The 26,847-nt window shown below is 66.4% G+C and carries 27 protein-coding genes and 1 pseudogene; 7 read left to right on the forward strand and 21 right to left on the reverse strand.

Features of this window, described 5'->3' with window-relative positions; translation table 11 throughout:
* Nucleotides 1–92 precede the first annotated feature (92 nt).
* Both U1E26_01375 and U1E26_01380 read left to right on the forward strand, forming a co-directional pair.
* Nucleotides 93–2,318, forward strand: a complete 2,226-nt coding sequence (locus U1E26_01375) for a hypothetical protein (GenBank protein MDZ4168294.1) — start codon at nucleotides 93–95, stop codon at nucleotides 2,316–2,318.
* 115 nt (nucleotides 2,319–2,433) lie between these two features.
* Nucleotides 2,434–3,867, forward strand: coding sequence for a DUF2252 domain-containing protein (locus tag U1E26_01380; protein MDZ4168295.1), 1,434 nt, complete (start codon nucleotides 2,434–2,436; stop codon nucleotides 3,865–3,867).
* Nucleotides 3,868–3,903: 36 nt separating this feature from the next.
* Here U1E26_01380 and typA read toward each other — a convergent pair whose 3' ends face one another.
* Nucleotides 3,904–5,718 (reverse strand): translational GTPase TypA, encoded by a 1,815-nt coding sequence (gene typA, locus U1E26_01385; GenBank protein ID MDZ4168296.1) that lies wholly within the window; start codon nucleotides 5,716–5,718, stop codon nucleotides 3,904–3,906.
* A gap of 150 nt (nucleotides 5,719–5,868) precedes the next feature.
* Here typA and U1E26_01390 point away from each other — a divergent pair, with 150 nt between their 5' ends.
* Nucleotides 5,869–6,192, forward strand: coding sequence for a hypothetical protein (locus U1E26_01390; protein MDZ4168297.1), 324 nt, complete (start codon nucleotides 5,869–5,871; stop codon nucleotides 6,190–6,192).
* A gap of 57 nt (nucleotides 6,193–6,249) precedes the next feature.
* Here the strand turns inward: U1E26_01390 and U1E26_01395 are convergent, their stop codons facing one another.
* The 6 genes from U1E26_01395 to U1E26_01420 all read right to left on the reverse strand — a co-directional run bounded on the left by U1E26_01395 (nucleotide 6,250) and on the right by U1E26_01420 (nucleotide 11,084).
* Nucleotides 6,250–7,086: a cytochrome b/b6 domain-containing protein gene (locus U1E26_01395; protein ID MDZ4168298.1), complete on the reverse strand. Its 837-nt coding sequence runs from the start codon at nucleotides 7,084–7,086 to the stop codon at nucleotides 6,250–6,252.
* An 83-nt stretch (nucleotides 7,087–7,169) separates the two neighbouring features.
* The gene (locus tag U1E26_01400; GenBank protein MDZ4168299.1) at nucleotides 7,170–8,084 is read right to left on the reverse strand and encodes a pseudouridine-5'-phosphate glycosidase; all 915 of its coding nucleotides are present in this window, start codon (nucleotides 8,082–8,084) and stop codon (nucleotides 7,170–7,172) included.
* Nucleotides 8,081–9,007 carry a carbohydrate kinase family protein gene (locus U1E26_01405; GenBank protein MDZ4168300.1) on the reverse strand — a complete coding sequence of 309 codons (927 nt, stop codon included), beginning with the start codon at nucleotides 9,005–9,007 and terminating at the stop codon, nucleotides 8,081–8,083. The genes U1E26_01400 and U1E26_01405 overlap by 4 nt, the downstream gene beginning before the upstream one ends.
* A gap of 74 nt (nucleotides 9,008–9,081) precedes the next feature.
* Nucleotides 9,082–10,140 carry a methyl-accepting chemotaxis protein gene (locus U1E26_01410; GenBank protein MDZ4168301.1) on the reverse strand — a complete coding sequence of 353 codons (1,059 nt, stop codon included), beginning with the start codon at nucleotides 10,138–10,140 and terminating at the stop codon, nucleotides 9,082–9,084.
* Nucleotides 10,137–10,346, reverse strand: coding sequence for a hypothetical protein (locus U1E26_01415; GenBank protein MDZ4168302.1), 210 nt, complete (start codon nucleotides 10,344–10,346; stop codon nucleotides 10,137–10,139). Before U1E26_01415 ends, U1E26_01410 begins: the two co-directional genes overlap by 4 nt.
* A gap of 210 nt (nucleotides 10,347–10,556) precedes the next feature.
* A complete protein-coding gene (locus U1E26_01420; protein ID MDZ4168303.1) occupies nucleotides 10,557–11,084 on the reverse strand; it encodes an N-acetyltransferase in 528 nt (175 codons plus the stop codon).
* A 60-nt stretch (nucleotides 11,085–11,144) separates the two neighbouring features.
* Between U1E26_01420 and U1E26_01425 the strand changes: the two genes are divergently transcribed.
* From U1E26_01425 to U1E26_01435, 3 genes are read left to right on the forward strand one after another with little or no spacing between them, the layout of a single operon-like run.
* Nucleotides 11,145–12,320, forward strand: coding sequence for a glycosyltransferase family 2 protein (locus U1E26_01425; protein MDZ4168304.1), 1,176 nt, complete (start codon nucleotides 11,145–11,147; stop codon nucleotides 12,318–12,320).
* A gap of 53 nt (nucleotides 12,321–12,373) precedes the next feature.
* A complete protein-coding gene (locus tag U1E26_01430) occupies nucleotides 12,374–13,207 on the forward strand; it encodes a methylated-DNA--[protein]-cysteine S-methyltransferase (GenBank protein MDZ4168305.1) in 834 nt (277 codons plus the stop codon).
* Nucleotides 13,208–13,267: 60 nt separating this feature from the next.
* On the forward strand, nucleotides 13,268–13,843 hold the full coding sequence (locus U1E26_01435) for a rubrerythrin family protein (GenBank protein ID MDZ4168306.1): 576 nt from the start codon (nucleotides 13,268–13,270) through the stop codon (nucleotides 13,841–13,843).
* Between the two features lie 8 nt (nucleotides 13,844–13,851).
* Here the strand turns inward: U1E26_01435 and U1E26_01440 are convergent, their stop codons facing one another.
* From U1E26_01440 to U1E26_01465, 6 genes and pseudogenes are all read right to left on the reverse strand, one after another.
* A complete protein-coding gene (locus U1E26_01440) occupies nucleotides 13,852–14,631 on the reverse strand; it encodes an aldo/keto reductase (GenBank protein ID MDZ4168307.1) in 780 nt (259 codons plus the stop codon).
* A gap of 60 nt (nucleotides 14,632–14,691) precedes the next feature.
* Entirely contained in the window at nucleotides 14,692–15,402 is a 711-nt protein-coding gene (locus U1E26_01445) for a hypothetical protein (protein ID MDZ4168308.1), read from the reverse strand.
* Between the two features lie 70 nt (nucleotides 15,403–15,472).
* Nucleotides 15,473–16,345 carry an ATP phosphoribosyltransferase gene (gene hisG / locus U1E26_01450; protein ID MDZ4168309.1) on the reverse strand — a complete coding sequence of 291 codons (873 nt, stop codon included), beginning with the start codon at nucleotides 16,343–16,345 and terminating at the stop codon, nucleotides 15,473–15,475.
* Nucleotides 16,346–16,433: 88 nt separating this feature from the next.
* Nucleotides 16,434–16,829, reverse strand: coding sequence for a hypothetical protein (locus tag U1E26_01455; GenBank protein ID MDZ4168310.1), 396 nt, complete (start codon nucleotides 16,827–16,829; stop codon nucleotides 16,434–16,436).
* A gap of 60 nt (nucleotides 16,830–16,889) precedes the next feature.
* A complete protein-coding gene (locus tag U1E26_01460) occupies nucleotides 16,890–17,144 on the reverse strand; it encodes a Txe/YoeB family addiction module toxin (GenBank protein MDZ4168311.1) in 255 nt (84 codons plus the stop codon).
* Nucleotides 17,141–17,233 (reverse strand): annotated as a pseudogene (locus U1E26_01465) (type II toxin-antitoxin system prevent-host-death family antitoxin). Before U1E26_01465 ends, U1E26_01460 begins: the two are co-directional and overlap by 4 nt.
* A 325-nt stretch (nucleotides 17,234–17,558) precedes the next feature.
* Here U1E26_01465 and U1E26_01470 point away from each other — a divergent pair.
* Nucleotides 17,559–18,491 (forward strand): LysR substrate-binding domain-containing protein, encoded by a 933-nt coding sequence (locus U1E26_01470; protein MDZ4168312.1) that lies wholly within the window; start codon nucleotides 17,559–17,561, stop codon nucleotides 18,489–18,491.
* A 43-nt stretch (nucleotides 18,492–18,534) separates the two neighbouring features.
* Here the strand turns inward: U1E26_01470 and U1E26_01475 are convergent, their stop codons facing one another.
* The 8 genes from U1E26_01475 to U1E26_01510 form a co-directional block, all read right to left on the reverse strand.
* Nucleotides 18,535–19,161, reverse strand: a complete 627-nt coding sequence (locus tag U1E26_01475) for an NAD(P)H-binding protein (protein MDZ4168313.1) — start codon at nucleotides 19,159–19,161, stop codon at nucleotides 18,535–18,537.
* Nucleotides 19,162–19,260: 99 nt separating this feature from the next.
* Entirely contained in the window at nucleotides 19,261–20,097 is an 837-nt protein-coding gene (locus U1E26_01480) for a hypothetical protein (protein ID MDZ4168314.1), read from the reverse strand.
* A 14-nt stretch (nucleotides 20,098–20,111) separates the two neighbouring features.
* On the reverse strand, nucleotides 20,112–23,039 hold the full coding sequence (locus tag U1E26_01485; GenBank protein ID MDZ4168315.1) for a heavy metal translocating P-type ATPase: 2,928 nt from the start codon (nucleotides 23,037–23,039) through the stop codon (nucleotides 20,112–20,114).
* Nucleotides 23,029–23,292 (reverse strand): hypothetical protein, encoded by a 264-nt coding sequence (locus U1E26_01490; GenBank protein ID MDZ4168316.1) that lies wholly within the window; start codon nucleotides 23,290–23,292, stop codon nucleotides 23,029–23,031. The genes U1E26_01485 and U1E26_01490 overlap by 11 nt, the downstream gene beginning before the upstream one ends.
* Nucleotides 23,293–23,300: 8 nt before the next feature.
* Nucleotides 23,301–23,822, reverse strand: a complete 522-nt coding sequence (locus tag U1E26_01495; protein MDZ4168317.1) for a cupredoxin domain-containing protein — start codon at nucleotides 23,820–23,822, stop codon at nucleotides 23,301–23,303.
* A gap of 26 nt (nucleotides 23,823–23,848) precedes the next feature.
* Nucleotides 23,849–25,171, reverse strand: coding sequence for a sulfite exporter TauE/SafE family protein (locus U1E26_01500; protein MDZ4168318.1), 1,323 nt, complete (start codon nucleotides 25,169–25,171; stop codon nucleotides 23,849–23,851).
* 108 nt (nucleotides 25,172–25,279) lie between these two features.
* Entirely contained in the window at nucleotides 25,280–25,645 is a 366-nt protein-coding gene (locus U1E26_01505; protein MDZ4168319.1) for a hypothetical protein, read from the reverse strand.
* Nucleotides 25,646–25,694: 49 nt separating this feature from the next.
* Nucleotides 25,695–26,744, reverse strand: a complete 1,050-nt coding sequence (locus tag U1E26_01510) for an energy-coupling factor ABC transporter permease (protein MDZ4168320.1) — start codon at nucleotides 26,742–26,744, stop codon at nucleotides 25,695–25,697.
* Nucleotides 26,745–26,847: the final 103 nt, after the last annotated feature.

The raw sequence follows: 26,847 nt of genomic DNA on the forward strand, positions 1-26,847 counted from the left end.
GTTGTTCCCCGTTTCGCGCGGAACTCCTACTCCCGCGTCCTTGCCGCATACTGGCAGTAGCAACTTCGACCGGTGCCACTTGGGAGCCACACGTGTCCGACCCCCCGCCCATCGCCAGGCGAACTCCGCTCTACCTCGCGGCCATCGGGCTGTCGGCCTTCCTGCTGTTCACGCTCGAGCTCTATGCTGGGCGCGTCGTGCTGCCCGCGTTCGGCGGGACACCTGCGGTGTGGACGACCGCCCTGTGCTTCTTCTCGGCCACGGTGTTTCTGGGCTACCTCTACGCACACACACTCACCCAGCGCCTCTCCCGCCACACGGGCAGCGCGGTCCATGTCGGCCTGGCGATCCTCGCAGCGGCGGCGGCGGTTCTCGCGCCCCCCGTGGTGGGCCTCGGGGCTGCCGGCGGGATCCCTCCGGTGCTCAGCGTGCTTGCGGCTCTCGCCCTGATCTCAGGTGCGCCGGTGCTGCTGTTCTCCACGACCACGCCGCTGTTGTCCGCGTGGTACTCCCAGGACAGTTCGGACCCCTGGTGGCTCTACGCTGTCTCGAACGCAGCTAGTCTCGCCGCGCTGCTCGCCTACCCGTTCCTGATCGAACCCTTCGTGCCGCTCTCGTCGCAGCGTGTCGCCATCACTGCGGGGCTTGCGGTGCTGACGGTACTGCTTGCGACCATCGTGGCGCTGAGACCACGGGCCGCCGCCCTCGCGCGCACCGCAGCGGAGCAGCCGGCGGCACCGATGCCGGCGCGGCGCACGATGGCTTGGTGGGTGTTCGCAGCCGCAGTCCCCGCAGGACTGCTCTTGGCGACGACGACGCATATCGCCACCGACCAGGTCTCGGCCCCGCTCCTGTGGATTGGTCCGCTCAGCGTCTACCTCGCGAGCTTCGTGGTCGCCTTCTCTCGGGTGGGCCCTCGCGCCACCCGCGTGGCTGAGCGCCTGGTCCCTGCCGCCGCCACGCTGATGTGGCTGCCCTACGTTGCCCGCATCAGCTGGCCGCCGCTCCTGCTGATCGGCCTGATGCTCGCGACGTATGCGGTGCTGGCCGTGGCGATCCACGGGCGCCTCGCTGCGGAGCGGCCGGCCGAAGCGCATCTCACGCGGTTCTACCTGCTCGTTTCGGCGGGCGGGTTGCTGGCCACCACGCTCGTGGCGCTCGTTGCGCCGATCGTCTTTGACGCGGTCTACGAGTTTCCGCTGCTCATCGTCGCGGGCCTGAGCGTGCTCGCCACGATTCCGGGGGCGGCGGCACCGACACGTTCCTCGGACGTGCGCACGATACTGCGCGAGACCGGCGGCCGCCTGGCGCCCTACGCTGCGGTCGCTGCCGTGCTGCTCGCCGCCGCGGCGATGGACTCGGTCGCGTCCATCATGCTCGTGGTCGTCGTGGTCGTAGTCGGCGTTCAGGTGATCGCACTGGGCCGCACGCCTCGAGGTCTCGCGATCGCGACGGCCGTGGCGCTGGCCGCCCTCATGCTCGCCTTCATGCCCTCGCATGTCCTGCGCGTCCGCACGTTTTTCGGCATCACCGAGGTCCGCTCCGCTTTCGGGGGCGAGGCCTACGAGGAGATTCACGGCACGACGCTGCACGGGCTCCAGTTCCGCGACGCTCGCGGCACCGAGCCGACATCCTACTTCGTGAGGTCGGGCCCCTTAGGCGAGGTGTTCGCCGACGTGGAGCGCCGCAAGCCCGCCGGGGCTTCGATCGGGGTCGTGGGCCTGGGTGTGGGAACGATGGCGGCCTACGCACGAGACGCCGACCGGCTCTCGTTCTTCGAAGTCGACCCGGCCGTGATCGCCATCGCCCGCGACGAGCGCTACTTCACCTACCTGTCGCAGGCCGCAGCCAAGCCCCGAGTGGTGGTGGGCGATGGGCGCCTGTCGCTTGACGGCGAACCGTACGGCGCCTTCGACGTGCTGCTTCTGGACGCGTTCTCGTCGGATGCCATCCCGGCGCACCTGCTCACGCGCGAGGCGATGCAGACCTACGCGCGAACCGTTCAGCCCGACGGCGTCATCGCGTTCCAGCTGACCAACCGCCACTTCGACCTGGCCCCGGCGGTGGCTGCAACCGCCCGCTCTATCGGCCTTGGAGCCCTCTTGGGCGAGTACCCGCCCGATCCGGCCGACCGAGAGCGGCTGGCAGCCCAGAGTTCCCGCTGGCTGCTCGTGGGCCGACCCGCGGCGCTATCGACGTTCGCAGCCAAGGGTTGGACGGAGCCGACGGACGGGCCCGTCCTCACCGACGACTACTCCGACGTACTGCGGCTGCTGCGTTGGCGGCGAGCGCCCGCTCCCCCAGCCGAGAACGAGTAGCGCATCACCCGGCGCCCGTCGCTACCGTGGCGCCGTTGCTGTTTGACGCCCCGCGCGAAACGGGAATCCTCACGGCACACCCCGGGCGGACTCCCCCGACGAGAGGCGCGCACCCATGACTGGTCCTTCGATTCCGCGCTCGAAGATCCGCGATATCGAGCACCTCTCACCTGAAGAGCGTGCCGCCGTAGGAAAAGCGGCCCGGGGTCGGGTGCCGCGCAGCAGCCACGCCGCATGGGTACCGCGCGATGACCGCACGGATCCGATTCAGCAGCTGCGGACGCAAGAAGCCACCCGCATGACCGAACTGCTGCCCATCCGCTACGGGCGCATGCTGCGTTCACCTTTCGCCTTCTACCGTGGCAGCGCCGTCATCATGGCGTCAGATCTGGCCACCACGCCCACGTCCGGACTCAGGGCGCAGCTGTGCGGCGACGCGCACCTCGCCAACTTCGGCATCTATCGGTCACCGGAGCGCGCCCAGGTCTTCGACATCAACGACTTCGACGAGACCGTGCCCGGGCCCTGGGAGTTCGACATCAAGCGTCTTGCGGCGAGCTTCGAGATCGCACTGCGCGAGCGCGACGTCTCTGCCCGGTGGCGACGCGACATCGTCCTGACCGCTGTGCGGGCATACCGCGAGGCGATGACCGAGTTCGCGGCCATGCGCAACATCGACGTCTGGTACGCCCGCCTCGACGTGGAGCACCTGATCACCGGCGTTGCCACCACAGGGACCGGCAAAGCCGTAGTCAAGACCACGCGCGCCAATCTGGAGAAGGCCGCCAGCAAGGACAGCCTGCGCGCGCTATCGAAGCTCACTCATCTCGTTGACGGCGAGCCACGAATTGCCAGCAACCCTCCGCTTGTCGTTCGCGCGGAGGAGCTCCTGACCGGCGAACAACTCGAGCGGTTCCAGCCGGTCATCGAGGAGTTCTTGCGCAACTACCGAGCCAGTCTGCCTGAGGACCGTCGCCGCCTCCTCGACAGCTACCGATTCGCAGACATCGCGCGAAAGGTCGTGGGCGTCGGATCGGTCGGGGCTCGCGCTTGGATCGTCCTCATGCTGGGTCGCGATACGTGTGATCCACTGTTCCTCCAGATGAAGGAGGCGACTTCATCGGTACTGGAGCCCATCGTGGGGCGGAGCCGGTTCCGTCACCATGGACGTCGCGTCGTCGAAGGACAACGCCTCATGCAGGCATCGAGCGATGTGACGTTGGGCTGGTATCGCATCCGCGGGTTCGACGGCCTTCCGCACGACTACTACGTTCGGCAGCTCTGGGACGGGAAGGGCAGCCTCGACCACACGAAGATGAATCCGGTGATGTGGGCGCCGTACGCCCGCGTCTGCGGCTGGACGCTCGCCCGCGCCCATGCCCGGTCGGGCCATCGCATAGCGATCTCGGCGTACCTCGGTCGAGGCGATACGCTTGACCGGGCGCTGGCGGATTTCTCCGTGGCCTACGCGAATCAGAACGAGCGCGACTACGAGGCACTCAAGGCCGCTGCGGGGCGCGACGAGATCGCCGTGGAGTACGGCATCTGAGAAGCGACGGGCCCGGCAGCTGGCACGAGTGTTCGGCTACCCCGCGTTGCGCTGGCGCTTGCGGTCCTTCTCGATCAGTAGCCGCTTACGCAGGCGGATGGACTTCGGCGTCACTTCGACGAGTTCGTCGTCCTCGATGTACTCGAGCGCCTCTTCCAGGGTGAAGGTAAGTGGCGGCGCGAGCGCGATGCCTTTGTCTGCGCTCGACGCGCGCATGTTGGTGAGCTGCTTGGACTTGGCGACGTTGACCACCAAGTCGCCGCTCTTGGCGCTCTCGCCCACGATCATGCCTTCGTAGCACATGACGCCGGGGCCCACGAACAGCTTGCCGCGCTGCTGCAGCGGCTCGAGACCGAAGGCAACCGACTTGTCAGTCGACATCGCAATGAGCGAGCCGTTCTGGCGCCCGCCCAGATCTCCACGGTAGGGACCGTAATCGGCAAAGTGGTGGAACAGCGTGGCCTCGCCACGTGTCGCGTTGAGGATCCGCGTGCGCAGGCCCATGACGCCACGCGACGGGATCTTGAACTCGAGGTGCACATGCTCGTCGCGCTGCACCATGTCGGTCATCTCGCCCGAAGCGGAACCGAAGATCTCGATGACCTTGCCCGCGTACTCAGCAGGTACATCCACAACCGCCTGCTCGATGGGCTCAAGCTTCTTGCCGTGATCATCCGTCTTGATGATCACGCGTGGACGGCCCACCTGAAACTCATAGCCTTCACGGCGCATCGTCTCCATGAGTACTGAGAGGTGCAACACGCCGCGACCGGCGACCTCCATGCCGGTCTTGTCCTCGGTCTCGGAGATGTTCATTGAGATATTGGACTCGGCCTCGCGCATGAGACGCTCTTTGATCTGGCGACCACCGACTATGTCGCCTTCCTGCCCGACGAGCGGACTCGTGGACGCCTCAAACACGATCGACATCGTGGGCTCTTCGACGTGTATGGGGGCAAGCGTGATGGGATCGATACGGCAGGTGAACATGTCACCTATGTCGGCATCCTCAACGCCGACCACCGCGACGATATCCCCAGCGTGCGCGGACTCCGCGGCAAGCCGGCCCATGCCCTCAAAGGTGTAGAGCTCCTTGACGTTGGCCTGGAAACGGCGGCCGTCATTCTTGATGACCATGATCCGCTCGCCCGAGCGCAGGGTCCCGGAGAAGATTCGGCCGATGCCGATACGGCCGACGAAGTTCGAGTAGTCGATGGTGCAGACCTGCATGGCCACCGGGCCTTCGGCGTCGACGTCGGGGGCCGGGATGTGGTCGATGATGGCGTCAAGCAGCGGCAACATGTCCATGTTGCCGTCATCGGGCTCAAGCCGTGCATAGCCGTTGACAGCGCTCGTGTAGATGACGGGGAAGTCGAGCTGCTCATCGTCGGCACCTAGGTCCAACATCAGCTCGAACACCTCGTCGATCACTTCGTGCGGCCGCGAACCGGGCCTGTCGATCTTGTTCACGACGACCATCGGCTTGAGGCCGTGCTCAAGCGCGTGGCGCAGCACGAAACGAGTCTGCGGCATAGCGCCCTCGAACGCGTCGACGATGAGCAGGCAACCGTCGGCCATCTTCAACACGCGTTCTACCTCCCCGCCGAAGTCGGCGTGGCCGGGCGTGTCGATGACGTTGATCTTGGTGTCGCGATGCCGCACCGAGATGTTCTTCGCGAGGATGGTGATGCCGCGCTCGCGCTCCTGGTCGTTGGAGTCCAGCACGCGCTCGGCCACCTCCTGGTTCTCTCGGAACACGTGGGTGGTCTGCAGCAGCCGGTCCACGAGCGTGGTCTTGCCGTGGTCGACGTGGGCGATGATGGCGATGTTTCTGACGTCGTTCGCGCGCATGCGCTTCTCAACTCCATGAAGGTCGTGGGTGACGCATACGAACGTACGCGCGGGTGTGAAGGGTAGCACGCCGCGCGCCATTTCGTGGTATCGGGCCGCCACCAAAGACGTCGAGGGCGTCGAGACCCTGATGAAGGAACCCAACAGACGGTGTCGAATCTCCCGCTCATGACCGCCCAAGTACACCGAGCTCCCGGCGCCGCTCAAGATCCGGAAAGCCACCCCAGCGTTCGCAACCTGCTGGGCCTGCCCACGGTGATCGTCGGCTGGGGCGTCGGCGTGGCGCTGAGCGCGTACACGACCTACTTTCTGGTGCTGTGCTACCCGCCCCTGCTCGCCAACGACACCGAAACTCTGCACGCGGTCGTCGCGGAGCACGGAACGGTGCTCGTGACCGGCGTACTCGTCGGGACAGTGATCGTTGTGCTCACGCTGAGCGTGACCATCATGGTGCGCCTCTACAACAACCGCTAGGCTCGCGCTCGAGCTCGGCACATCGCGCCCGGAACCACGCACCACTCCTGGACGCTGTCAGATCGACGGCTCCGCCACCGGCTCAAACGCGCCGTGATCGTCGCCGTGGGCATCTCCTTCGTCGCCGTGGCCATGCGCTCCCTCGACGACCTCAAGCTCCTTGAGACCGAAGAAGTCCAGCGCGCACGGCACGTCCACGCTGAACGCCAGGTAGAAGTGCACGGTGGTCATGATGATGAATCCCCAGTTGAGCACGTAGTGGAGCATGCGGGTCACCCAGATGCCGGTCGCCCCGGCGAGCGACGCGGTCAGGCTGTAGAAGCTCCCGTCGATGATCGGGAACTGGTAGCGCCAGATCAACAGCCCGGTTATCGCCTGCATGACCATCATGACGAGAAAGAGGCTGTATGACATCTTCTGCATGACGTTGTACTTCGCGACATGGGGCTTCTGGTCGCTCAGGTACCCGTAGTACTTCAGCACACCCCCCGCGGTGGCGAGGTCCTTCTTGCCGATGGCGAACTCACGCCAGTCCGCATTGGTCTTGGAGTAGAACGCGTACCACAGCCGCCAGATGAGCACCGCGATGACGATGATCATGAAGAGGTAGTGCACGTTCGTCATGAACGTGCGCCCCCCATAGGTGAACGGGAACCGAATATACATCCCCGTGAATCCTAGGATGATCATCGAGACCATGTGGACCGCGTGCAGCACCTTCGGCGTGGCAGGCGGTCGCGAATCATGCTCGGGCCACTTCCCCTCGATGAAGGACTTGCGGAAGCGCCCCTTGATCACGAACATCGAGAAGTGCCACACGAGAAACAGCAGCACTAACAGGTACAACGCGCTGAACACCGTATCCAGCCACACGTTGATCTCGGTCAGCGACATGAAGCGCCCCCCTTGTCGTCCTCCGGGCACCCGCAAGGCGCCCGGCACAAAAACCCGCAGGGGTTCATTTCAACGCCGAGGGCTCAGTCCCTCTTCGGAAAAGCCGCCGCAATCCGTGCCGCCAGACGAGCGTTGCTCCACACGAGGCGCTTGTTGGCTTCCTCGGTCACCCCTCCCGACAGCTCATGAAGCCTCGCGAGAAGGAACGGTGTCACCTCTTTTCCGTGCACACCGGCGGCCTGCGCCTCAGCTAGAGCAGTCGAGGTCCAACCGTCCAGCACGTCCGCGTCGATAGCATCCGCCTCATCGATGGGGTTCGCGATGACCGTTCCGCCCGTCATGCCGATATCTGCGCGAGCGCGCAAGACCGCCGCGATCTCCTCAGGAGAATCGAAGCGCGCGTCCACGCCGTACTCGCTCGCTCGCTTGTAGAAGGCGGGAAACTCGTCGGTGCGATAGCCGAGCACGGGAACACCGTGCGTCTCGAGCACCTCAAGCGTGAGAGCGAGATCCAGGACCGACTTCGCTCCTGCGCAGACGACGGCAACGTCGGTCCTAGCCAGTTCAAGCAGGTCAGCACTGATGTCGAAGGTGCGCTCAGCGCCACGGTGCACGCCTCCGATGCCCCCGGTGGTAAAGACGCGGATGCCGGCCAGTGCGGCGATCACCATCGTCCCCGCGACCGTCGTGGCTCCGTCTGCGCCTCGCGCCGCAAGCACGGGCAGGTCACGGCGAGACGCCTTCACGATGCCGTCGGGTCCCGCCTCGGCAAGGCGCTCGATCTGCTCGCGGGACAGGCCCGCCGTCAGACGGCCTGCAAGCACCGCGACCGTGGCGGGCACAGCGCCGTTCTCGCGGACGACCCGCTCGCTTTCCAGGGCGCACTCGAGGTTGGCCGGGTACGGAAACCCGTGGGAGATGATCGTCGACTCGAGGGCCACCACGGGCATCCCCTCGTCAATCGCCGTACGAACCTCCGGTGACAGAACGACGCTCATGACAGCTCCTCCAGCATCTTCATCAGCGCGACACGGCTCACGCGCTCGCTCACGGTCGTTTCGCTTCGCAGCGCCAACTCGCTCATGGCGCGTCCCCACTGCGCTGCCTGTGTGGTCGTGGCTCCTTCGCACAACGCCAGCGCCACGCCCGCGGCAAACGCATCCCCCGCTCCGGTCGCGTTGAGCACGGGCACGGGACGCGCCTCCAGGCACACAGCGCCGCCCGCGTCGGCGGCAGCTACACCGCGCGCGCCATCCGTCACGAACGCGCGGCGACAGCCCAAGGACAGCAGGGCTTGGGCCAGAACCTGCGCCGACGGCTCATCGCGCAGCCCGGTGATCGTCTGCGCCTCGGCGATGTTGCATTTCAGGCCGTCAAGCCGCTCGAGCGCAGCGTGCGCTCGCCCTGCCTTGGCGGTCGAGACGGGGTCCAGCAGCAGCGGAGCAGCCGCCATCTCGGCAAGCCACACGAGCGACTCCTCGGAGAGGTTCGTGTCGCAGACCACCAGATCGGCGGCTGCCAGAACGCCGGAGGCGCGCTCCAGCACCTCCGGCGTCAACCGCTCCAGCGGACGCATGTCCGATAGCGCCAGCGCCATGTCGCCGTCGGCATCGAGGATGGCCAGATAGACGGACCCGGGCAGCTCGTCGCAGACGAGCGACGCGGACGTGTCCACGCCGACCGCTCGAGCGTGGCGTTGGAGCTCACGCGCATTGTGGTCGCCCCCGAACGCCGTCACGAGCGCGACGTCGGCTCCAAGGCGCGCCAGGTTCTCGGCGATGTTGCGCCCCACGCCACCCGCGCTCACGGACGCGTGCCCCGGATTGGAGTCGTGCGCGATGAGCGGGTTGACGCTGTGACCGACGACGTCGGTGTTGGCGCCCCCCACGACGACGATGCGAACGGGCCGGTCGGTGCTCATGGGTCTCGGGTCCTCCAGGGCTCGGGTAGTCTCTCCCCTTCTACCCTAGTTGCCCGCGCGCCACCGCCCCGACCTCAGGCTTCGAGCATGCCGGAGGCGAGCTCCGAGAGCGTTGCCGTCGTGGCTCGCGCCTCGGTGAGCGAAGCCGCCGCACGCTCCGACTCCCCTTCGGCGAGGGCCTTCTCGGCCTCAGCGAGCGTGGCGGTGGAACTCTCCGTCAGAACAAGCACGACGCCCGCCAGCTCGCGAATGTTATCGAGCCGACGTACCACGGCGTCGCGCATGTTCTCTACCGACAGGGTCAACGCGCCGATCTCGTCCCCGGTGCGATGCACGATGCTCGCCTCAAGATGCCCCGCAGCCACCTCGTCAGAGAAGTGCTTGGCGGCGGTCAACGGCGTCGCGATCGAGCGATAGAGCCACACGCTCATGGCGAGGGCCACGAAGAGCGCCACGCCGATCGAGACGAGGATCGCTGCCCGCGCCAGTTCGCTCGCTTGCTTCTCTGCTCGCGTCGCCAGCAGCGCCTCGGCCTCGGCATCACGCACCAAGCCGCGCAGGAGCCCGTCGCGGAACGCCTCCTCCTTCACGTGCACGGCGCGCCTCATCTCGGACGCGGGAGTGCCTTCTTCCGCGTAGAGGTCCGTCTCGACGCTGGCGCGGAACGAGCCGTTCTCCATGCGGCGAAGCCGGATGGGCGTGCCCCCCGAGAGAGCCTCGGTGTTCACCCACTTGGCCACATCGATCCTCAGGTCCTCCCAGGTGCGCGACATGCGTTCGTAGTCCTCGGAAGGCAGACCGGCCTCAAGCCGACCGAGCGCCATGAACACCGACTGATCCACCCCGATGAAGCCGCCGTACTCGGTCGAGATCTCTTCGGAACTAGTAGACGCCTTCATGCTCAGGGCGAGGTTAGTCGCCTCCGAGAAGTACTCCGTGAGCCGCTGACTCGCCTGAGCCAGAAGTCCCGCGCGCGCTTGGGCCTCTGCAGCGGCCGACGCCGACGCAGCAGCCTGCGCGTACTGGTAGCTGGCGAAGCCGCCTACCACTAGGTTCGCGAGGACGACGATGAACATAGCCAAGACGATGCGCAGGCGTACGGTCGTGCGTACGCGGCGGTGGCGTTCGGTCACAGTTGGATGCCCATCTGCGTTGCGGCGATCACGAGGCGCTCGCGCTTCTGCAGGTCGTCCACGTCGTTCGGAGAGACCATCGTGACGAGGAAGCCGGACTTGGCCGCCAGCTCGCCCTTGGCCCTGACGAGCCCGATCGGGTCGCCACCGTAGCGCGACTCAAGTTCCTTGCCTGCGCGAACGCACAGGTCGTAGAGAGTACCCACGGCAGGTCGACCTTTCCGGCATGTGCGAGCAGTGTCGTCGGATTCGGAGCCCGAGCGTATCGGGACGAGTACGCCCATTGGGCCACACCGACAAGCCGCCGTGGTTACAGCCGGGTAATCCTTGCGTGAGTTTCTCGTGGCTTTGTGACGCCGGTCACTGCCCAGCACGCGGGGAGTGTCCGGGACGTTTCCGCAAGCCGGTCCCGACCGTCACTCACGCCACAGCTCGGGCGCGCCCAGAGCCTCGGCCACCTTCACGACTCCGGCGGCATCGACCAGCGCACCCTCGACAAGCTCGATGACCATCCACGCCTCAGGGGGATTGATAGGATACGGGGCGAGAATCCCGTGCGGCATGGCCGGCTCGAAGCCCCCCTTGGGGTAGTAGTCGGGGTGCCCCAGAACCAGCGAAAGCTCCGCGCCCTCTGCGCGTGCCGCTGAAAGACCCGCTTCTATGAGAGCCTGACCCACGCCGGTGTTCTGGTTCACCGGGCTGACGGCGAGCGGTGCGAGCAGGGCAGCAAGCTTCGACCCCGCCCACGCCCGTGTAAACAGGATGTGGCCGGCCAGCTCACCGTCGATGTAGGCCCCAAGCGACCATTCCGGGACCCAGACGTCCTCCTCCGCGCGTAGCGCCTCGACGAGCTCGTACTCGACCTCAGAGCCGAACGCAGCGCAGACGACATCCTTGATCGCCGGCTCCTGTAGGGGGTCGACCGGTCGTATCTGCATGGGCATACAGCATCTCCTCTCGCCCACCACTGTCGTACGGGTAGCAGATTCCCGATACTTCAGGATATGAACACCGCAATCGCCCTTGTTCTGGGATTCGCCTGCGTCCTCGTGTTGGTCGAGTGCGCCTTGTTCGCCCGCAACGTCTCGCGCCTGCCCTTGCTGCTGGGCGCGCAGACGGCCGGACCGGCAGCGTGGCCCCGGGTCTCCGTGATCATCGCAGCGCGCGACGAGATCGGCTCGGCTGGCGCTGCCCTGGCGACGCGGCTCACCGATGACTACCCCAACCTCGAGATCGTCTTCGTCGACGACCGCTCGACGGACGGGACGGGGGATGCAGTCCGAGAGGCGGGCGCTGGTGACGCACGCCTCACGGTCATCCGGGTCGACGAGCTGCCGGCAGGCTGGCTCGGAAAGGTGCACGCCCTCGACACGGGCATGCGAACCGCCACGGGTGAGTGGCTGCTGTTCTCCGACGCCGATGTATCCATCGAGCGCGGAGCCCTGCGCAAGGCCGTCGCCTACGCGCTGGGCGAGAAGCTCGACATGATCGCTCTCGTGCCCGAGTTTCGGATGGGGAGTCCGCTCGTCGACGCGGTGTGGGCCGACTTCATGCGCGCGCTGGCACTCATCGTCGACCCTCGAGCGGTGCGCGACCCCCGCCGCCGCACGGTGATCGGCTCGGGTTCGTTCAACCTCGTGCGTCGCGAGGCGCTCGAGCGCACGCCCGGCTTCGAGCACCTGAGGCTCGAGACCGGCGATGACGTGGCACTGGCGCAGATGGTCAAGCAGGCCGGAGGTAGCGTGGCGATGGTCAACGGACGCGGGTGCGCCTCGGTGCCGATGTACGCCTCGATCGGCGAACTCATGCGAGGCGTAGAGAAGAACGGCTCCTCGCTGGCCCATCGGCCCTTCGCACTCGTGATGCTCGCGTTCGCCGCCCTGCTCGCCATCGAGTACTCCCCTATCGCAGCGACACTCGCCGGCGCGATGTACGGTCCGGACTGGCTCCTTGCGCTTGGGGGCGTCTCGCTGGCCGCCACAACCGCGGTCTTCTGCGCCGCGCTGTGGGTGAACACCCGCACCTGGGCGGCGGGGCTGCTGTGGCCCATCGGCATCGCGCTCATGGTCTTCGCCCTGGCGCGTGCGACCTACCTCACGCATCGGCGTGGCGGCGTCGTGTGGCGCGACACGTTCCACTCTCTGGAAGAACTTGAGGCCGGCCGCCGAGTCACCCTGTAGGCGGTGGCGAAAGCGGATAGTCCCGCCCAGTTGCGCGCGGCTACACTGACGCCATGAGCAACCCCACCGACACCGCAGTGGCCCGTGCCGTCGTCCTGATCGACGAGGCGGTCACGCTCGGCGAGCCCACGCCCACCCTCGCCCAGCTGGCGACCGCGGTCGGCCTGGTCCCCTCCGCGCTCAAGGAGCGCTTCACCGCGGCTGTCGGGCTCTCGCCCAAGCGCTACGCCGATGCGGCCCGCGCGAGGAACCTGCGAGACGGGCTCGCGGCGGGGATGCCCGTGGCCGACGCCGTGCACACTGCGGGGTACGGGTCGCAAAGCCGCGTCTACGAGCGCCACGGCGAGCTGCTGGGGATGACGCCGGCCGCCTTCCGGCGCGGTGCGCCCGGCGAGATCGTGCGCTACACGCTGGCGGACTGCTCGCTGGGCCGCCTCATCGTGGGCCTGACCGAGCGCGGCGTGTGCTACATCGCGTTCGGCGAGGACGACGCCGCTCTTCTCGCCGACCTGAAGGCCCGCTTCAGCCGCGCGGAGGTGCGCTCCGATGGCGGCGAAGGGGCGGCTCTCGCCGGCGCGGTCGTGCGCCTCGTCGACGACCCGGCGCACGGTGCCGACCTGCCGCTCGATGTTCGCGGCACCGCGTTTCAGCAGCGGGTCTGGCTCGCACTCACCCGCATCGCTCCCGGCGAGACGGTCACCTACGGCCAGCTGGCGCGGCGCATCGGCAGCCCCACGGCCGTGCGCGCGGTCGCACAGGCGTGCGGCGCTAACCCGCTCGCCGTAGCCGTTCCGTGTCACCGCGTGATCGGCGCTGACGGCTCGCTCACCGGCTACCGCTGGGGCGTCTCGCGCAAGGAGTCGCTGCTGGCGCGCGAGCGCGCGTAGGCGCGCGCCGCTTCGGGTATCACCTAGGAACCGATTCCCGAGACCCCGAAAGGAGCATTCATGCCGAGCATCAAGGGCACCCGCACCGAGCAGAATCTGCTGAAATCATTCGCTGGTGAGAGCCAGGCGCGCATGCGCTACAACTACTTCGCAAGCGCAGCGAAGAAGGAGGGCTTCGAGCAGATCAGCGCGCTGTTCACCGAGACGGCGGACAACGAGAAGGAGCACGCCAAGGTCTTCTTCAAGCACCTGGAGGGCGGTCCGGTCGAGATTACCGCGACCTACCCCGCCGGCGTCATCGGCACCACCGCCGAGAACCTGCTTGCCTCAGCCAACGGCGAGCTCGAGGAGTGGAGCGAGCTCTACCCCGACTTCGCCTCAGTCGCTGACGAGGAGGGCTTCCCCGCCGTCGCGGCGTCGTTCCGCGAGATCGCGAAGGTCGAGAGCTGGCACGAGAAGCGGTACCGCAAGCTACTGGAGAACGTCGAGAACCGCCGCGTTTTCGCGCGCGAGACGCTCGTCAAGTGGAAGTGCCGAAACTGCGGCTACGTGCACGAGGGCCCGCACGCCCCCAACGAGTGTCCAGCGTGCCACCACGCGCAGTCCTACTTCGAGATTCACTGCGACTGCTACTAGGCGAAAGCTCACCAGGCGTACACGTCGGGATCCGGGCCGAGGCGAAAGCCCCGGTCCGCCCCGGCGATTGCCACCATGTCATCGTCGGTGAGCTCGAATCCGAAGACGTCGCGATTCGTCTGGATCCGCTCGTCGTGCACGGACTTCGGAATCGTGACGTAGCCGAGCTGAAGAATCCATCGCACCGCGACTTGGGCCGGAGAGACGCCATGCCGCGCGGCGATGTCGACGATGATCGGCTCCTCGCCGATGCGGCCCTTCATCAGCGGCGCCCACGCCTCGAGAGTCATGTCGTGCTCTGTGAGGTACGCCTGTAGTCCCGGCTGCTGGAGCCACGGGTGGAACTCGACCTGGTCGACGGCCGGCGGGACCTCAGCAATGGCGAGCAGTGCATCCAGGTGGTGCGGCAGGAAGTTGCACACGCCGATGGCCCGGGTGCGCCCCTCAGCCAGCAGCGACTCCATCGCGCGCCAGGTCCCCGCAAGGTGCTGCTGGACGGGCCAGTGCACGAGGTAGAGGTCCAGGTACCCGAGCCCCAGACGCTCAAGCGAGCGTGCCAGCGCCTCACGCGTCCCGTCGAAACCCTGCTCGTCGTTCCAGACCTTCGTGGTCACGAAGAGCTCGTCGCGCGGCACCCCGCTTGCCCGGATTCCCGCGCCTACACCCTCCTCGTTGCCGTAGAGCGACGCGGTGTCCACGCTGCGATAGCCGCCGCGCAGGGCGAACTCCACCGCGTGCTCGACTTCGCCCATCGGGGACTTATAGGTGCCGAAGCCGAGTCGCGGCATCTCGACGCCGTGGGCGATGGTGGCGGTGGCTTCGGCCGTGAGCTCTCTGTGCGACACGGGTCAGACGCCCTCGGGTGCCGCTACGTCGCCCGCCCGCATCTTCCGGGCCAGCCAGACAGCAAGGGCGATCTCCGCGAACGTCCATACGGCCGCCACCATGACCTCGTTGGTGGTGATGCCCCACTGCTCACGCGTAGCGACCGCCGTCGCTTCACCCGACAGCCCCAGAATTGCGAGCCCTAGCAGCGATAGCACCGTGAACGTCGCCCCGGCAGCAAGCCAGCGCACCTGCTTGGCGAGGAACTCAGTGGTCCTGAATCGAGGTTTGGCGTCGGGAACCGCTGCAAGCCGGAGCTTCTCCTTGTTCCACAGCCAACGGTACGCATTCATTCCCACCCACAGTTGGATGCCGATCTGGACCACCGACGATATCGACGATGAGGCGGCGATAGCGGCGGGGTTCCCGCCGCTGGAGAAGACGGACACTATAAGGAGCGTGGTCGCCAGGGTAAGCGCCCACCAGCCCAGTACCATGCTCGACCCGTAGACGATGCCCCACAGGGGCATGAGCAGATACGCACCCCAGCTGAACCTCTCGAAGTCGGGCGGCACGTCACCCACGCCCACGCTCGCAATGGTCGCGGTGCCCGAAGAACCCGTGTCCGTGTGTACCGCATCCACGCACTCGGGCCCATGCCCATTCGGACACGAGCCGTCATCTTGAACATACACCCAGTCGCCGCAGTCGCGACACCATCCGGTCTGTGGCATGCGTCACGCCCCTTTCGCATCCCAGTCTAGCGCGGACGCGGGGCGAAGATGTGACCAGGTGATGGAACCGCTACCTGACGATCTTGCTGATGGGCATCTCAAGGATGTCCTCGGCGCCGGCGGCCTTCAGGCGCGGGATGAGGACGTTGACGTCGCACTTGTCGGCAACCGTCGTGATCTCGTAGTCCTCGGAGCCGTAGAGCTTGCTCACGGTGGGGCGCTTCATCGCCGGCAGCACCGCGATGACGTCCTCGAGCTTCTCGTGTGCCACGTTGAGCGAGAGCAGCACGCGCCCACGCGCCTCGATCACACCCAGCAGCAGCGTGCGGATCTCCTCGATCTCGCGGCGCCTCACCGGATCCGCCCACGCCTCGTGACTGGCAACGAGACGCGTCGTCGACGTGAGAATCGTGTCGACGATCTTGAGCCCGTTACGGCGCAGCGTCGAGCCGGTCTCGGTCAGGTCGACGAGCGCATCCATCATCTCGGGGACCTTGGCCTCGGTAGCCCCGTAGCTGAAGTGCACCTCGACATCGATGCCCAGGTCGTCGAAGAACTCCTTCGTGGCCTTGGGAAACTCGGTGGTGATGCGACTTCCTGCGGGGATGTCACGCGCCGTGGCGATGGCCGACTCCTGGGGGACGGCCAACACCATGTTCACCACGCCGGTCCCCGTCTTGGCGTACGGCAGCTCGGCCACCTCGACCACGTCGGCGCCGCTCTCGCGCACCCAGTCGTGCCCGGAGATGCCGAGGTCGAAGAAACCCTGCTGCACGTAGACAGGGATCTCCTGCGGCCGCAGGATCTTCACGCGGTCGATGCGCGGATCCTCGCAGGTGGGGTTGTACTCGCGGCTGGACTTCTTGATGGCGATGTCGGCCTGGCTGAACAACAGCAGCGTCTGCTCTTCAAGCGAGCCCTTCGGCAGGGCGAGTGACAGCATCGTGGTTGCTCCTTCATCCCGAGAGGCCGCGCGGACGGCGCAGCGCGCACCACCACTCTACTGTGCTAGAGCGCAGAAGGGAACTCCGTCAGCGTAGGAAGACGGTTTCGGCCCCCGAGAACCCCGTGATCAGAAGCACGAACGCACCGAGCATGTACAGCAGCGGCGGGACGAACAGCAGGCCGAGCCAGTAGCGACGCGATGCCCCGACGAAGACCGCGAAGATGAGGGCGTCGATGACACCCAGGAGCACGATGATGCCGGCGGGACCCAGTGTGTCGGCCATGGCGAACAGCTGGGGCAGCTCGGTCCCGGCTTCCCCATATGCGAAGAGCATCACCGGCACGAAGACGACCGCGAAGGCGATCTGGACCGCTGCGCACAGCATCGAGATGGCCAACGCGATCCAGAAGACCGGGTCGTGCGTCGCGCTGGCTCGAAGCAGCCCCGCGCGCGGCATCCCTACTCGTGTCCGCTCGTCCACGTCCTCGCCTCCATGGGTCTTAGTACCCCGACGCCCGGCGCCAGAATCCGCGGGGCCGCATCAGTAATGGTAGCGCAGCTGAGCGACCAGAATCGCGTCATCCTGGATCCGGTACACGATGCGGTGCTCAGCGGTGATACGGCGCGACCAGTAGCCTGACAGCGCATGCCTGAGCGCCTCCGGCTTACCCACCCCCTGAAACGGCGTACGCCGGATATCCTCGATAAGTGCATTGATGCGTCGGACGATCGCTCGATCGGTCTTCTGCCAGAAGAGATAGTCCTCCCACGCGGAATCGTCGAAGACGACCTTCACTCGACAAGCTCCCGCTGGGTACCGCCGCCGGATTCAAGCCTTTCAATGGACTCGAGCAGCCGACGAGCGTTCTTCGGAGCGCGCAGCAGGCAACACCGCCAACGCAAACGGCGCCCCGCGGGTTCGCGGAGCGCCGATTGGTGTCGCTAGCCACCGCCGGGGGATGCCGACAGCGGCGCAAGGGGGTGAGCTAGATCAACCCGGTTATGAGCGCGAGTGCGATGGCACTCGCCACCAGCAGGAAGGTTCGGCCGAAATACACGGAACCTTCGCTGAAGCTGTCAACCATCGTGGCCTCCTTCGTCGAATCGGTGCGGGACGCGAATGTGTTTTCATTTCCCTAGCTATTATCGGTCCTCGAATACAGAAGATACATTGCAGATTTCTTACTTATATCGTAAGTTCTACTTACTTATGCTGAATGTGAACCGTCTCAAGATGCTGCGTGATGTGGCGGCTCGCGGCACGATCGCTGCTGCCGCCGAGGGTCTGCTCATGTCCTCATCAGCCGTCTCACAGCAGATGGCCGTCTTGGAGCGTGAGGCCGGCGTCCCCCTGCTCGAGCGCCACGGCCGCGGTGTACGCCTGACCGATGCGGGCGTTCGCCTCGTCCACAACACCGAGCGGGTACTCGCCGCACTTGAGCAGGCCGAAGCCGATCTGGTGGACTCTTCACGGGGCATCGTCGGTCACCTGCGCGTGTCGGCCTTCCCCAGCGCGGCGCGTACGGTCCTCGTGCCGGCGCTCGTCGAGATCGGTGCCGCGCACCCCAACCTGCGCATCTCGATGGTCGACCTCGAGCCTGAGGAGGCCATCCCTGCCCTCAAGTCACGCGCCGTGGACGTGGCGCTGACCTACGAATGGGACCTGCTCCCCACACTCGAAGACGAGGGGGTCGAGCGCGAGCAGCTCTTCGGAGAGCGCGTCTACCTTGCCCTGCCTGTGGCCCATCCGGCCGCCGCCTCCAGCCAACCGGTGGCCCTTGCGACCCTGGCGGAAACCGAGTGGATCGTCGGCCGCGACTCCACCTCGATGCTCGAGTTCGTGCAGTCGGCCACGCGGCGCGTCGGGTTCGAGCCGCGCACCGATTTCCACTCGATGGACTTCGATGTCATCCTCGCGGCCGTCGAAGCCGGGCTGGGGGTAGCGCTGGTGCCTCCCCTCGCGTTCGCCTACGACCTGCCCGGGGTGGCTATTCGCGAGGTCGCCGACTTGGAGCTGAACCGCCTCACGTGGGCGGCCATCAGGAGAGGTTCCGGCGAGACACCGGGCATCCACGCCGTGCTGGCATCACTGCGCACGCATTCGGCCGCCGTGGTCGCACGGCTACCGGGACCAAGGAACTGAGCGCGGAATCCGGGCCGGGGACGGAGGGCGGACGCTCTCTCGCTCAGTCCGCGATCACGAGCGTTGAGCGCGAGAACGAACCCGTCTCGACCGCCTTGAGCGCGAGCGCCGCGACGTCGGCCCGAGCCACGCGCGTCGACTTGGGCAGCAGCGAGCCGTCCAGCGACAGCCGGTAGCGCCCGGTCAGTGAACCGTCGCTCAGGCCCACAGGGCGCACGACCGTCCAGTCGACCCCGCTTGCCGCGATGCGCTGCTCCATGCGCTCCATGTCGTCGTACACGGGCTTGAGCACCGTGGCGATCATGAGCCGGAAGCCGGCTGACATGCGCCGGTCCGTTCGAGCGAACGCGCCGGCCGCACTCACCGCGACCAGCCGGTCCACCTCGTGGCTGGCCATCGCGTGCAGCACGTTGGCGATACCCTCAGAGTAGACGCGCACGTCTCGTCCACCGCCCGAGCCCACCGCGAAGACCACTGCGTCACAGCCCGCGACTGCGGGTTCGATCTCGTCGAAGGACCTGGCGTCGCCGGTCACGACTTGGAGCCTCGGGTGCACGATGTCGAGGGGCGCGGAGTGCGTGAATGCCCGGACCTCGTGCCCGTGACCGAGTGCCTGCTCAACGACGTGCCGTCCGGTGCGGCCTGCCGCACCAACCACAAGGATACGCATGGAGTCCCCTTCCTTCTGCCGCGAGCGTAGCGCATCGTAGCGCTGCAGGCCGCCCCGGAAGCCGGGGCGGCCTGCGTATCCGTTCCATCGGATCGAGCGCTACCTGACCTTGACGGGCACAGCCACTTCCGTGCCGTCCACGAAGTACGGCTGATCGGGGCTGTTGACCTTGTTCATCATGTCGAACTCGAAGATGCCCGCTGTGCCCAGGTCCGCGTGTACCGCTGCGAACAGGGTATCGGTGAGCGGCAGGGGGTAAAGCTCAACGGCGACGTCGGTGCTCTCGCCAGCAGGAATCTGCTGAAGGCCCACGCGAGCGCCAGGCGCACCATCCTCGTCCAGATGCATGACGATCCACGCCCCGCCGGGAGCCAGAACGCGCTTCACGGTGAGAGACTCCGTCTCTCCAGGCTGGTCCTCGACCTCGATCGCCGCAGTGCCCGCGTCGGCCTTCACGCCGAACTCGCGCACGGTGACCATCTTGGCGAGCTCCTTCTCGTCGACAAAGTACGGCCGATCAGGACTCATCGTCGGCGCCATCATGTCGAAGTCGAACTCGCCCTTCTCACCTCGGTCGGCGTGTATCGCAACGATGACCTTCTCGGTGCCGATCTCGTCGAGCTTGACCTTCACGTTGGTGGATTCGCCCTTCTTCACAGGCGCGATTCCCACCCGCATACCAGGCTTGCCGTTGTCGTCGAGGTGGACGACGATCCACGCGGCGCCGGGCGCAAGCACCCGGTCGATCGTCAGCTCAGTGGCACCTTGCTGCACCTCGGTCACCTCGAGTTGCGCACTGTCTGCCGATGCGACGTAACCCCACACGTCGGGGTTCTCGCTCATCTCGGCGTCGGCCGGGTTTGAGACACAGCCGACAGCGAGAAGCATCAGAGCCAGTAGGGCAACCGCCGTAGCGGCAGTTCGAATACGGTTCATCTCATGCCTCGTTTCTAGTTAGTGGTCTTGGTCAGGCTGGGCTTGAAGCGGCGCAGGAGCAGTGAGCTCGTCACGACGCTGACGCTGGAAAGCGCCATCGCCGCACCCGCAAGCTCGGGCTTAAGGAGCCCCAAGGCCGCTACGGGGATGCCCAGCGTGTTGTAGCCAAGCGCCCACACGAAGTTCTGCTTGATCTTGCGCATCGTCGCGCGCGACAGCTCGATCGCCGTCACCACGTCACGAAGGTCGTTCTTGATGAGCACGATGCCGCCGGTCTCCATGGCGACGTCGGTACCGGCACCCATGGCGATGCCGACATCGGCAGCCGCAAGTGCAGGAGTGTCATTGATGCCGTCGCCCACCATGGCGACCGTCTTTCCGGCCGCCTGCAGCTTGGTGACCTCGTCGGCTTTGTGCTCCGGGAGCACCTCGGCCAGCACGTGGTCGGGTGCGATGCCGGCCTGAGCGGCGATCGCTTCGGCGGTCCGGCGGTTGTCTCCGGTGATCATGTAGACGTCGACGCCGATCTTGCCCAGGCGCGCGACCGCTTCGGCCGAACTCTCCTTCAGCGTGTCTGCCACGGCCACCATTCCGGCGAGCTTCGCGCCCTCGACCCCAACGAGCATGACGGTCTTGCCCTCGCCCTCCAGCGCGTGGATGCGCGACTCGAAGGCGGCGATGTCGATGCCCTCGCGAACCATGAGCTTGCGGTTGCCGAACGCCACACGTCGGTCCATCACGGTGCCGACGACCCCGTGACCGGGAACAGCCTCGAACCCTTCGACTGCGGGCACGTCAATCCCGTCGGCCTTCGCCCGTGCGACGACAGCCTCGGCAAGCGGGTGCTCGGAGTTGCGCTCGAGCGCGGCGGCCAGCGTGAACATCCGCGTGGCGTCGTGCCCTTCGGCGAGCTCGATGTCGGTGACCACGGGCTTACCGTGAGTCAGCGTTCCGGTCTTGTCGAACACGATCGCATCGATCTTGTAGGCGGTCTCGAGTGCTTCGCCGCTCTTGATGAGGATGCCGTTCTCAGCACCCTTGCCGGTGCCGACCATGATCGCCGTCGGTGTTGCCAGACCCAACGCGCACGGGCAGGCGATGACGACGACCGAGACACCGGTCAGCAGTGCCTTCACGAACGGGGTGATCATCATGTAGAAGTCAGGGTCCACGAAGTTCGGGACGACGAACAGCCATGCGAGGAACGTCGCGAGCGCCACGGCGAGCACGGCGGGCACGAAGACAGCGCTTATGCGGTCGGCGAAACGCTGTACGGGCGCCTTGGAGCCCTGTGCGTCCTCGACCAGCTTCACGATCTGAGCCAGCGCGGTGTCCGAACCGACCTTGGTTGCTCGGAACCGGAAGCTGCCGAGCTTGTTCATCGTGGCGCCGATGACGGTGTCTCCGACGCCCTTCTCAACCGGAATAGACTCGCCGGTGAGCATCGACTCGTCCACAGCGGAGGTGCCTGTGACCACGACACCGTCAACCGGAACCTTCTCGCCGGGGCGCACCACGATGAGGTCGCCGACGACCACCTGCTCGATGGCCACATCGATCTCTTCGCCGCCACGCACCACGCGCGCCGTCTTGGCCGCGAGGCCCATGAGCTTCTTGATGGCGTCGCCGGTGCGACCCTTCGCCCTGGCCTCGAGCAACTTGCCCAAGAGCACGAAGGTGATGAGCAGCGCCGACGTCTCGTAGAAGACGGGCTCCATCGCAAGCGACGGCACGAACGTCGCCGCAAGCGAGTAGAAGTATGCGGCCGACGTGCCCACCGCGATGAGTGTGTCCATGTTGCCGGACTTCTGCTTCAAGGCGCCCCAGGCGCCGCGGTAGAAGCGCGCTCCGGCGATGAACTGAACCGGGGTGGCCAGCAGGAACATCAGGTACTTGCCGACCATCATCGGATCCCAGGCGCCGCCGACGGTGTTGGCCAGGAACTCAGAGACCGCGAGCGGCACCGCCATCATGAACGGCGGCACCATGGCGATGAAGAGCAGCGGGAGCGACAGTGCGAGCGAGAAGATGAACATGCGCTTCTCGGCAGCGTAGGCGCTGGCATGCGCCTCGGCGGCGACATCCTCGCCGGACGAGCCAGGAATCGTGTCGACCTTGACGGTGGCGCTGTAGCCCGCGAGCTTGACCGCCGCGATCAGATCGTCGATTCCGATGACGGTAGGGTCGAACTCGACCGTGCCCGTCTCGATGGCCAGGTTCACGTTGGCGCCCTGGACTCCGGGCATCGCCATGAGCGCCTTCTCGATCAGCGCTGAACAGCTGGCGCAGTGCATGCCCGTGAGCGACAGCGTGACCTTGCCGGTCACCGTCCCGGACGCGGACTTCTTCGCGGTGAGCGGCGTGGCCGTGTACCCCAGCTTCGCCACCGCTTCAGCGATCGCCACCGCATCGACCTTCGCGGGGTCGAAGCGGGCGACGAGCTTCTCCGTGGCGAGGTTCACGTTCGCGCTCTCGACGCCGTCGGTCTTGGGCAGCGCCTTCTCGATGAGCGCCGAGCAGCTGGCGCAGGTCATGCCGCCGACTGCGAAGGTGAGCTCTTCGAACTCCGGTTCGGCCGAAGCGGCCGGCACCACCGCGGGCTGCGCCGCCGATTCGATGACGGGCGTATAGGGCGCATCGAGCACAGGGGTCACGGGGACCGGTGCCTCGATGGCATCCGCCCGAGGTGCCTGCTCCGCGCCCTCTTCGAGGACCAGCGGGTCGCCGGGCGTGAACCCCGCAGCCACGATGGCATCGACGAGCGCGTCAGGGGACACGTCATGGTCGAGCGTCACGGTGAGCGTTCCTGCTTCGGCGTCGGCCGAGGCGTCGATGACACCCTCGATCGCACGCGCGTTGCCGGTCACGAGCTTTTCGCACGCGCCGCAGTGCATGCCCTGAACGGACAGCGTACGGACGCGATAGGTGGTATCAGCAGGCACGGGGGCCTCCAAACCCGGGGTCCTCGTCGTAGGCGATCTCCAGCGGATAGACGCCGGAGGCCTCGAGGGCCCTGACGAACGCTGCTTCGCCTGAGGTCGGCGCGAGGAACGCGGTCAGGTAACCCCGATCGTTGATGTCGTGGGCGATCACGTCGTCGCTGTCATCGAGCAGTAGGCCCAGCATGCTGAACGATCCCTGCCCTCCGGCGAGTCGTGCCCGCACCACATGTCCATTGAACTGTTCTGCGCACATGTTGGTATCTACCTCACAACGATCTTGCCGAACACCATCTCCATGCCGCACGCGAAGGTGTACTCGCCCGCATCGAGGGCGGCGAGCTTCACGGTGACCGGTCCGGCGGTGAGGTCCTCGAAGAAGTTGAGGTCCTTGCTCATAACCTGTGCGGTGCAGCCGGACGACTGCCCAAAGGTGATCTCGGCAGGCACGCCCGCTTCGAGCACGATGACGTTCGGGTCGTAGTAGCCCTTGGACAGGTCGATCTCGATGCGCTGGACGGATCCGTCAACGGTAGCGACGCCCTCGACGGGGTCGCCGGTGATGCCGTTGGCCGTCGGTGCGGTCGAGCCGCAGCAGGCGCATCCGGGCGTGGCCGAGGGGTCCGTCGCCGTCGCCGCAGGGGTCAATCCTTGAGAAGAAGCTGCATCCGCGGCCTGGACCGACCGGGCCGACGCGAACCGGTAGGCACCGAAGAACGCGGTCACGATGACGATCGCGATGATGACGTAGCGAGCGGTTCCGCTGGTGGTGGTTTGGCTTGCCATGGTCTGAGTGCTCCTTAGTCCGTTGGTTAGTTGAACATTCCGCCGAGCGCCATGCCGGCGAAGATGGCCGCCCCGATGGCGACAGCGATGATGATCACTTCAGTCGGGTTGAATCCGAGAAAGCCCGAGGGCTGCTCGGTCTGAGCCGGAGCCGATCGTGCGTGCTGAGCGGATCCGTTAGGGCCGATCGATGCACCCGACGGGGAGGCGAGACGCCGGTCGCGACGGTTCGCGACCCACAGCGCAGCTCCGGCGGCGATGCCGGCCGCGAGCAGCCACAGCAACGGAGAGGCGCCGCTTGCGCCACCGCCACCGCCGCCAACGATGAGCTGGCCCGACATCATGCCCATACCGCAGGTGAGTGTGTAGGTTCCCGCCTTGGCAGCCGGAAGCTCGACGGCCGTGACCGCGAACGGAGCGACGTCAACAAGCACGCCGAGCTGCGGCAACGCGACTTGATCGGAGCACGCCGAGTCCTCGCGCCGATCGACCATGATCCGCACGGGGGTGTCTGCCGGAATCTGTATGGCCGCCGGCACGAACTGGACGTTCTCGATGACGAGCGGTATCTCGACGACGCCGTCGGCGCCCTTCGTATACTCGCCCGCGTCAGCGATGGGCCCACCGAGCACCGCGGCCTTCACGCTGTTGAAGTTCACCGGCGCCCCCGTGAGCATGAGCCCACGGTTGATGAAGACGAGCCCGAAGATGATGACGCCGACGGCGAGCACCATCATCATGCGTTCCTTCCACACCCGCGGGATCATCGATCCGGCGGTGCCGAAGGCGATCATCAGCGGTGCGGTGCCCAGTCCGAAGGCCGCCATTCCGAGCGCTCCGGTGGCGGCGCTGCCCGACGCGGCAGCGGTGACTTGGGCGGCCATGAGCGGGCCACACGGCAGCAGTCCGGTCAGCAGACCGAACATGACCGGAGTGGCCAGGGTGCCCTCGCCGGCCTCAGCGTCCGAGTTGGCCTTGCGGCGCAGCTTCATGAGCGCGGTCATCACGAACCTGGGCGGACGCGGATTGAAGCGGGCTGCCCACCGGACCTTGCCGGTCATCCCCAGGCCGAGCACGATCATGAACGCGCCCGCCAGGTACATGACGTAGGGACGCAGAGCATCAAAGTTGATGAATGCGCCCAGGGCGCCGAGCAACAGACCGACGAGCATGTAGCTCACGATCTTCGCGCCTTGGTAGGCGAAGTTCGGGGTCAGCCGGCGGTACCACGGACCATCCTCATCAGCCTTGACGGCATAGGTGAGAACGAGCGGGCCGCACATCGACACACAGTGAAGACTGGTGCCAAGGCCAAGCACGAGCATCGAAACGATGTAGGGAAACTCCACGTGGATTCTCCTCGGGAATCGGAATCAGCGGCGCGCACGCCCACGAGGGCAGGTGCCACGCCAAGTCCAGTACCGTCCACGTCTGAGCGGACGGCATCCGAGGAGCGATCAGAGCCTGAGGCGTTGTCCGAGCGGTGGCTCGGGGGGCGGTGGTGGCGCGAGCTCCACCACGAACACCGGCTTCGAAGCGAAGGCCGGCATCATCAAAGCTACGGCCGCGACGAGCGCGCCGAGTAGCGAGAGTGTGAGCGAGTCGGCCCCGGCCGGGACCACTGCTGCAGGCGAGGAGCTGAACACGTACTCGCCGCCACAATCCGAGAACAGACCCGCGCTCATCTGCATCCCGAACGGCCGGGCGCCACCCATGTCCATCGAACAGCCGACCATGCGACAGGTCGGCACCGCAACAGCGAGCACCGCCAGAACCACGGCGAGCGCGATGAGGGCCTTTCGGCTTGTGAGTAGCGCGTTCATGCCGCCCGTACTGCAAGACGTGTGCCGAACGAGTTGCACCTTCGTGATACTAGGACGCCGCCGGGTCCGCAGGTGGCCCGCCCTTGCGTCGGCGCAGGGCGAACCCGGCGCCGACGGCGATCAGCAGCACGGCCCCGGCACCCACCAGACCCGACGTAGTGGTGCCCACATCCACGGCCGACCCGCTCGCAGCGCCCACTTCTTCGGTCTGCGCGCCGTCGGTGGGAAACGCGTAGTCCGGCAGCACGGCGGTGAGCCCTTGGAACTCAGCGAGGGCGGCGTGGACACCGGCCGGCGCCTCAAGCTCTGCGGTTCCGGCAACCTTCTCGATCGACCACTCAAGACCGTCCGAGTACGGCGATGCGAACCACGAGAGAAGGCCGCCGGCTACCACGGCCGCGATCGCCAGGCCGACGATCACCGTCCGAAGTCTCAGTCCGGCCACGGAGTCGCGATTCGACGTGCGGGTAAGTAGCTCAGGCTGAGCAATCGACACGAAGAACACGACCGCGCCGGTGACGAACCCCTCAACGATACCGATCGCGAGATGGATGGGCTGCATGAGCGCGAGAAACGCCGTGAACGGTAGCGCGCTGATCCCCGAAAACAGCGTCTGAAGGACCACGGCGAACGACCCGAGCTGCAGCGCCGCGACCGCCGCGATGATGGCGCCGCTGACCACGCGGAACTTGCTCGTCGCATCCCCCGCGATGGGCTTGTAGATGAACGGGTAGGCGACGAACGCCGGGAAGAACCCGAGGTTGAAGATGTTGGACCCGAGAGCGAGCAACCCGCCGTCACCGAAGAAGAGCGCTTGGACGGTGAGTACCGAAGCCATCACGATGAACGCTGCGTGGGGTCCCAGCAGAATGGCCAGTATCAGTCCGCCCCCGAGATGCCCGCTCGACCCCGTGCCCGGAATCGTGAAGTTCAACATCTGCGATGCGAAGATGAAGGCGCCGGCGACTCCCATGAGCGGGATGCGGGCCGCGTCGTTCTCCTCCCTCACTTTCTTGGCGCAGTAGACCGTCGTGACGGCGGTGGCGGCCCACATGGTGGCGCCGACAGCGGGTGAAAGCAGTGCGTCTGCCATGTGCATCTGTGGACTCTCCATTCCGCGCGTTCTTGTCGAAGTCGTATCCCATGGGTGTCACGCATCACCAATGCGTGCTACGCTCGAGCTCAGGTTCACCTCCCCGCGG

Source organism: Coriobacteriia bacterium, from assembly GCA_034370385.1.
GTDB lineage: Bacteria > Actinomycetota > Coriobacteriia > Anaerosomatales > PHET01 > JAXMKZ01.

Excerpts from the sequence above, each read along its gene's own strand:
- U1E26_01440 (MDZ4168307.1), bottom strand. The coding sequence starts at position 14,631 with ATGCCGCGACTCGGCTTCGGCACCTATAAGTCCCCGATGGGCGAAGTC.
- U1E26_01505 (MDZ4168319.1), bottom strand. The coding sequence starts at position 25,645 with ATGAACGCGCTACTCACAAGCCGAAAGGCCCTCATCGCGCTCGCCGTG.
- U1E26_01430 (MDZ4168305.1), top strand. The coding sequence starts at position 12,374 with ATGAGCAACCCCACCGACACCGCAGTGGCCCGTGCCGTCGTCCTGATC.
- U1E26_01510 (MDZ4168320.1), bottom strand. The coding sequence starts at position 26,744 with ATGCACATGGCAGACGCACTGCTTTCACCCGCTGTCGGCGCCACCATG.
- U1E26_01380 (MDZ4168295.1), top strand. The coding sequence starts at position 2,434 with ATGACTGGTCCTTCGATTCCGCGCTCGAAGATCCGCGATATCGAGCAC.
- U1E26_01445 (MDZ4168308.1), bottom strand. The coding sequence starts at position 15,402 with ATGCCACAGACCGGATGGTGTCGCGACTGCGGCGACTGGGTGTATGTT.
- U1E26_01480 (MDZ4168314.1), bottom strand. The coding sequence starts at position 20,097 with ATGAACCGTATTCGAACTGCCGCTACGGCGGTTGCCCTACTGGCTCTG.
- typA (MDZ4168296.1), bottom strand. The coding sequence starts at position 5,718 with ATGCGCGCGAACGACGTCAGAAACATCGCCATCATCGCCCACGTCGAC.
- U1E26_01495 (MDZ4168317.1), bottom strand. The coding sequence starts at position 23,822 with ATGGCAAGCCAAACCACCACCAGCGGAACCGCTCGCTACGTCATCATC.
- U1E26_01425 (MDZ4168304.1), top strand. The coding sequence starts at position 11,145 with ATGAACACCGCAATCGCCCTTGTTCTGGGATTCGCCTGCGTCCTCGTG.
- U1E26_01475 (MDZ4168313.1), bottom strand. The coding sequence starts at position 19,161 with ATGCGTATCCTTGTGGTTGGTGCGGCAGGCCGCACCGGACGGCACGTC.
- U1E26_01490 (MDZ4168316.1), bottom strand. The coding sequence starts at position 23,292 with ATGTGCGCAGAACAGTTCAATGGACATGTGGTGCGGGCACGACTCGCC.
- U1E26_01420 (MDZ4168303.1), bottom strand. The coding sequence starts at position 11,084 with ATGCCCATGCAGATACGACCGGTCGACCCCCTACAGGAGCCGGCGATC.
- U1E26_01405 (MDZ4168300.1), bottom strand. The coding sequence starts at position 9,007 with ATGAGCACCGACCGGCCCGTTCGCATCGTCGTCGTGGGGGGCGCCAAC.
- U1E26_01400 (MDZ4168299.1), bottom strand. The coding sequence starts at position 8,084 with ATGAGCGTCGTTCTGTCACCGGAGGTTCGTACGGCGATTGACGAGGGG.
- U1E26_01435 (MDZ4168306.1), top strand. The coding sequence starts at position 13,268 with ATGCCGAGCATCAAGGGCACCCGCACCGAGCAGAATCTGCTGAAATCA.
- hisG (MDZ4168309.1), bottom strand. The coding sequence starts at position 16,345 with ATGCTGTCACTCGCCCTGCCGAAGGGCTCGCTTGAAGAGCAGACGCTG.
- U1E26_01470 (MDZ4168312.1), top strand. The coding sequence starts at position 17,559 with ATGCTGAATGTGAACCGTCTCAAGATGCTGCGTGATGTGGCGGCTCGC.
- U1E26_01395 (MDZ4168298.1), bottom strand. The coding sequence starts at position 7,086 with ATGTCGCTGACCGAGATCAACGTGTGGCTGGATACGGTGTTCAGCGCG.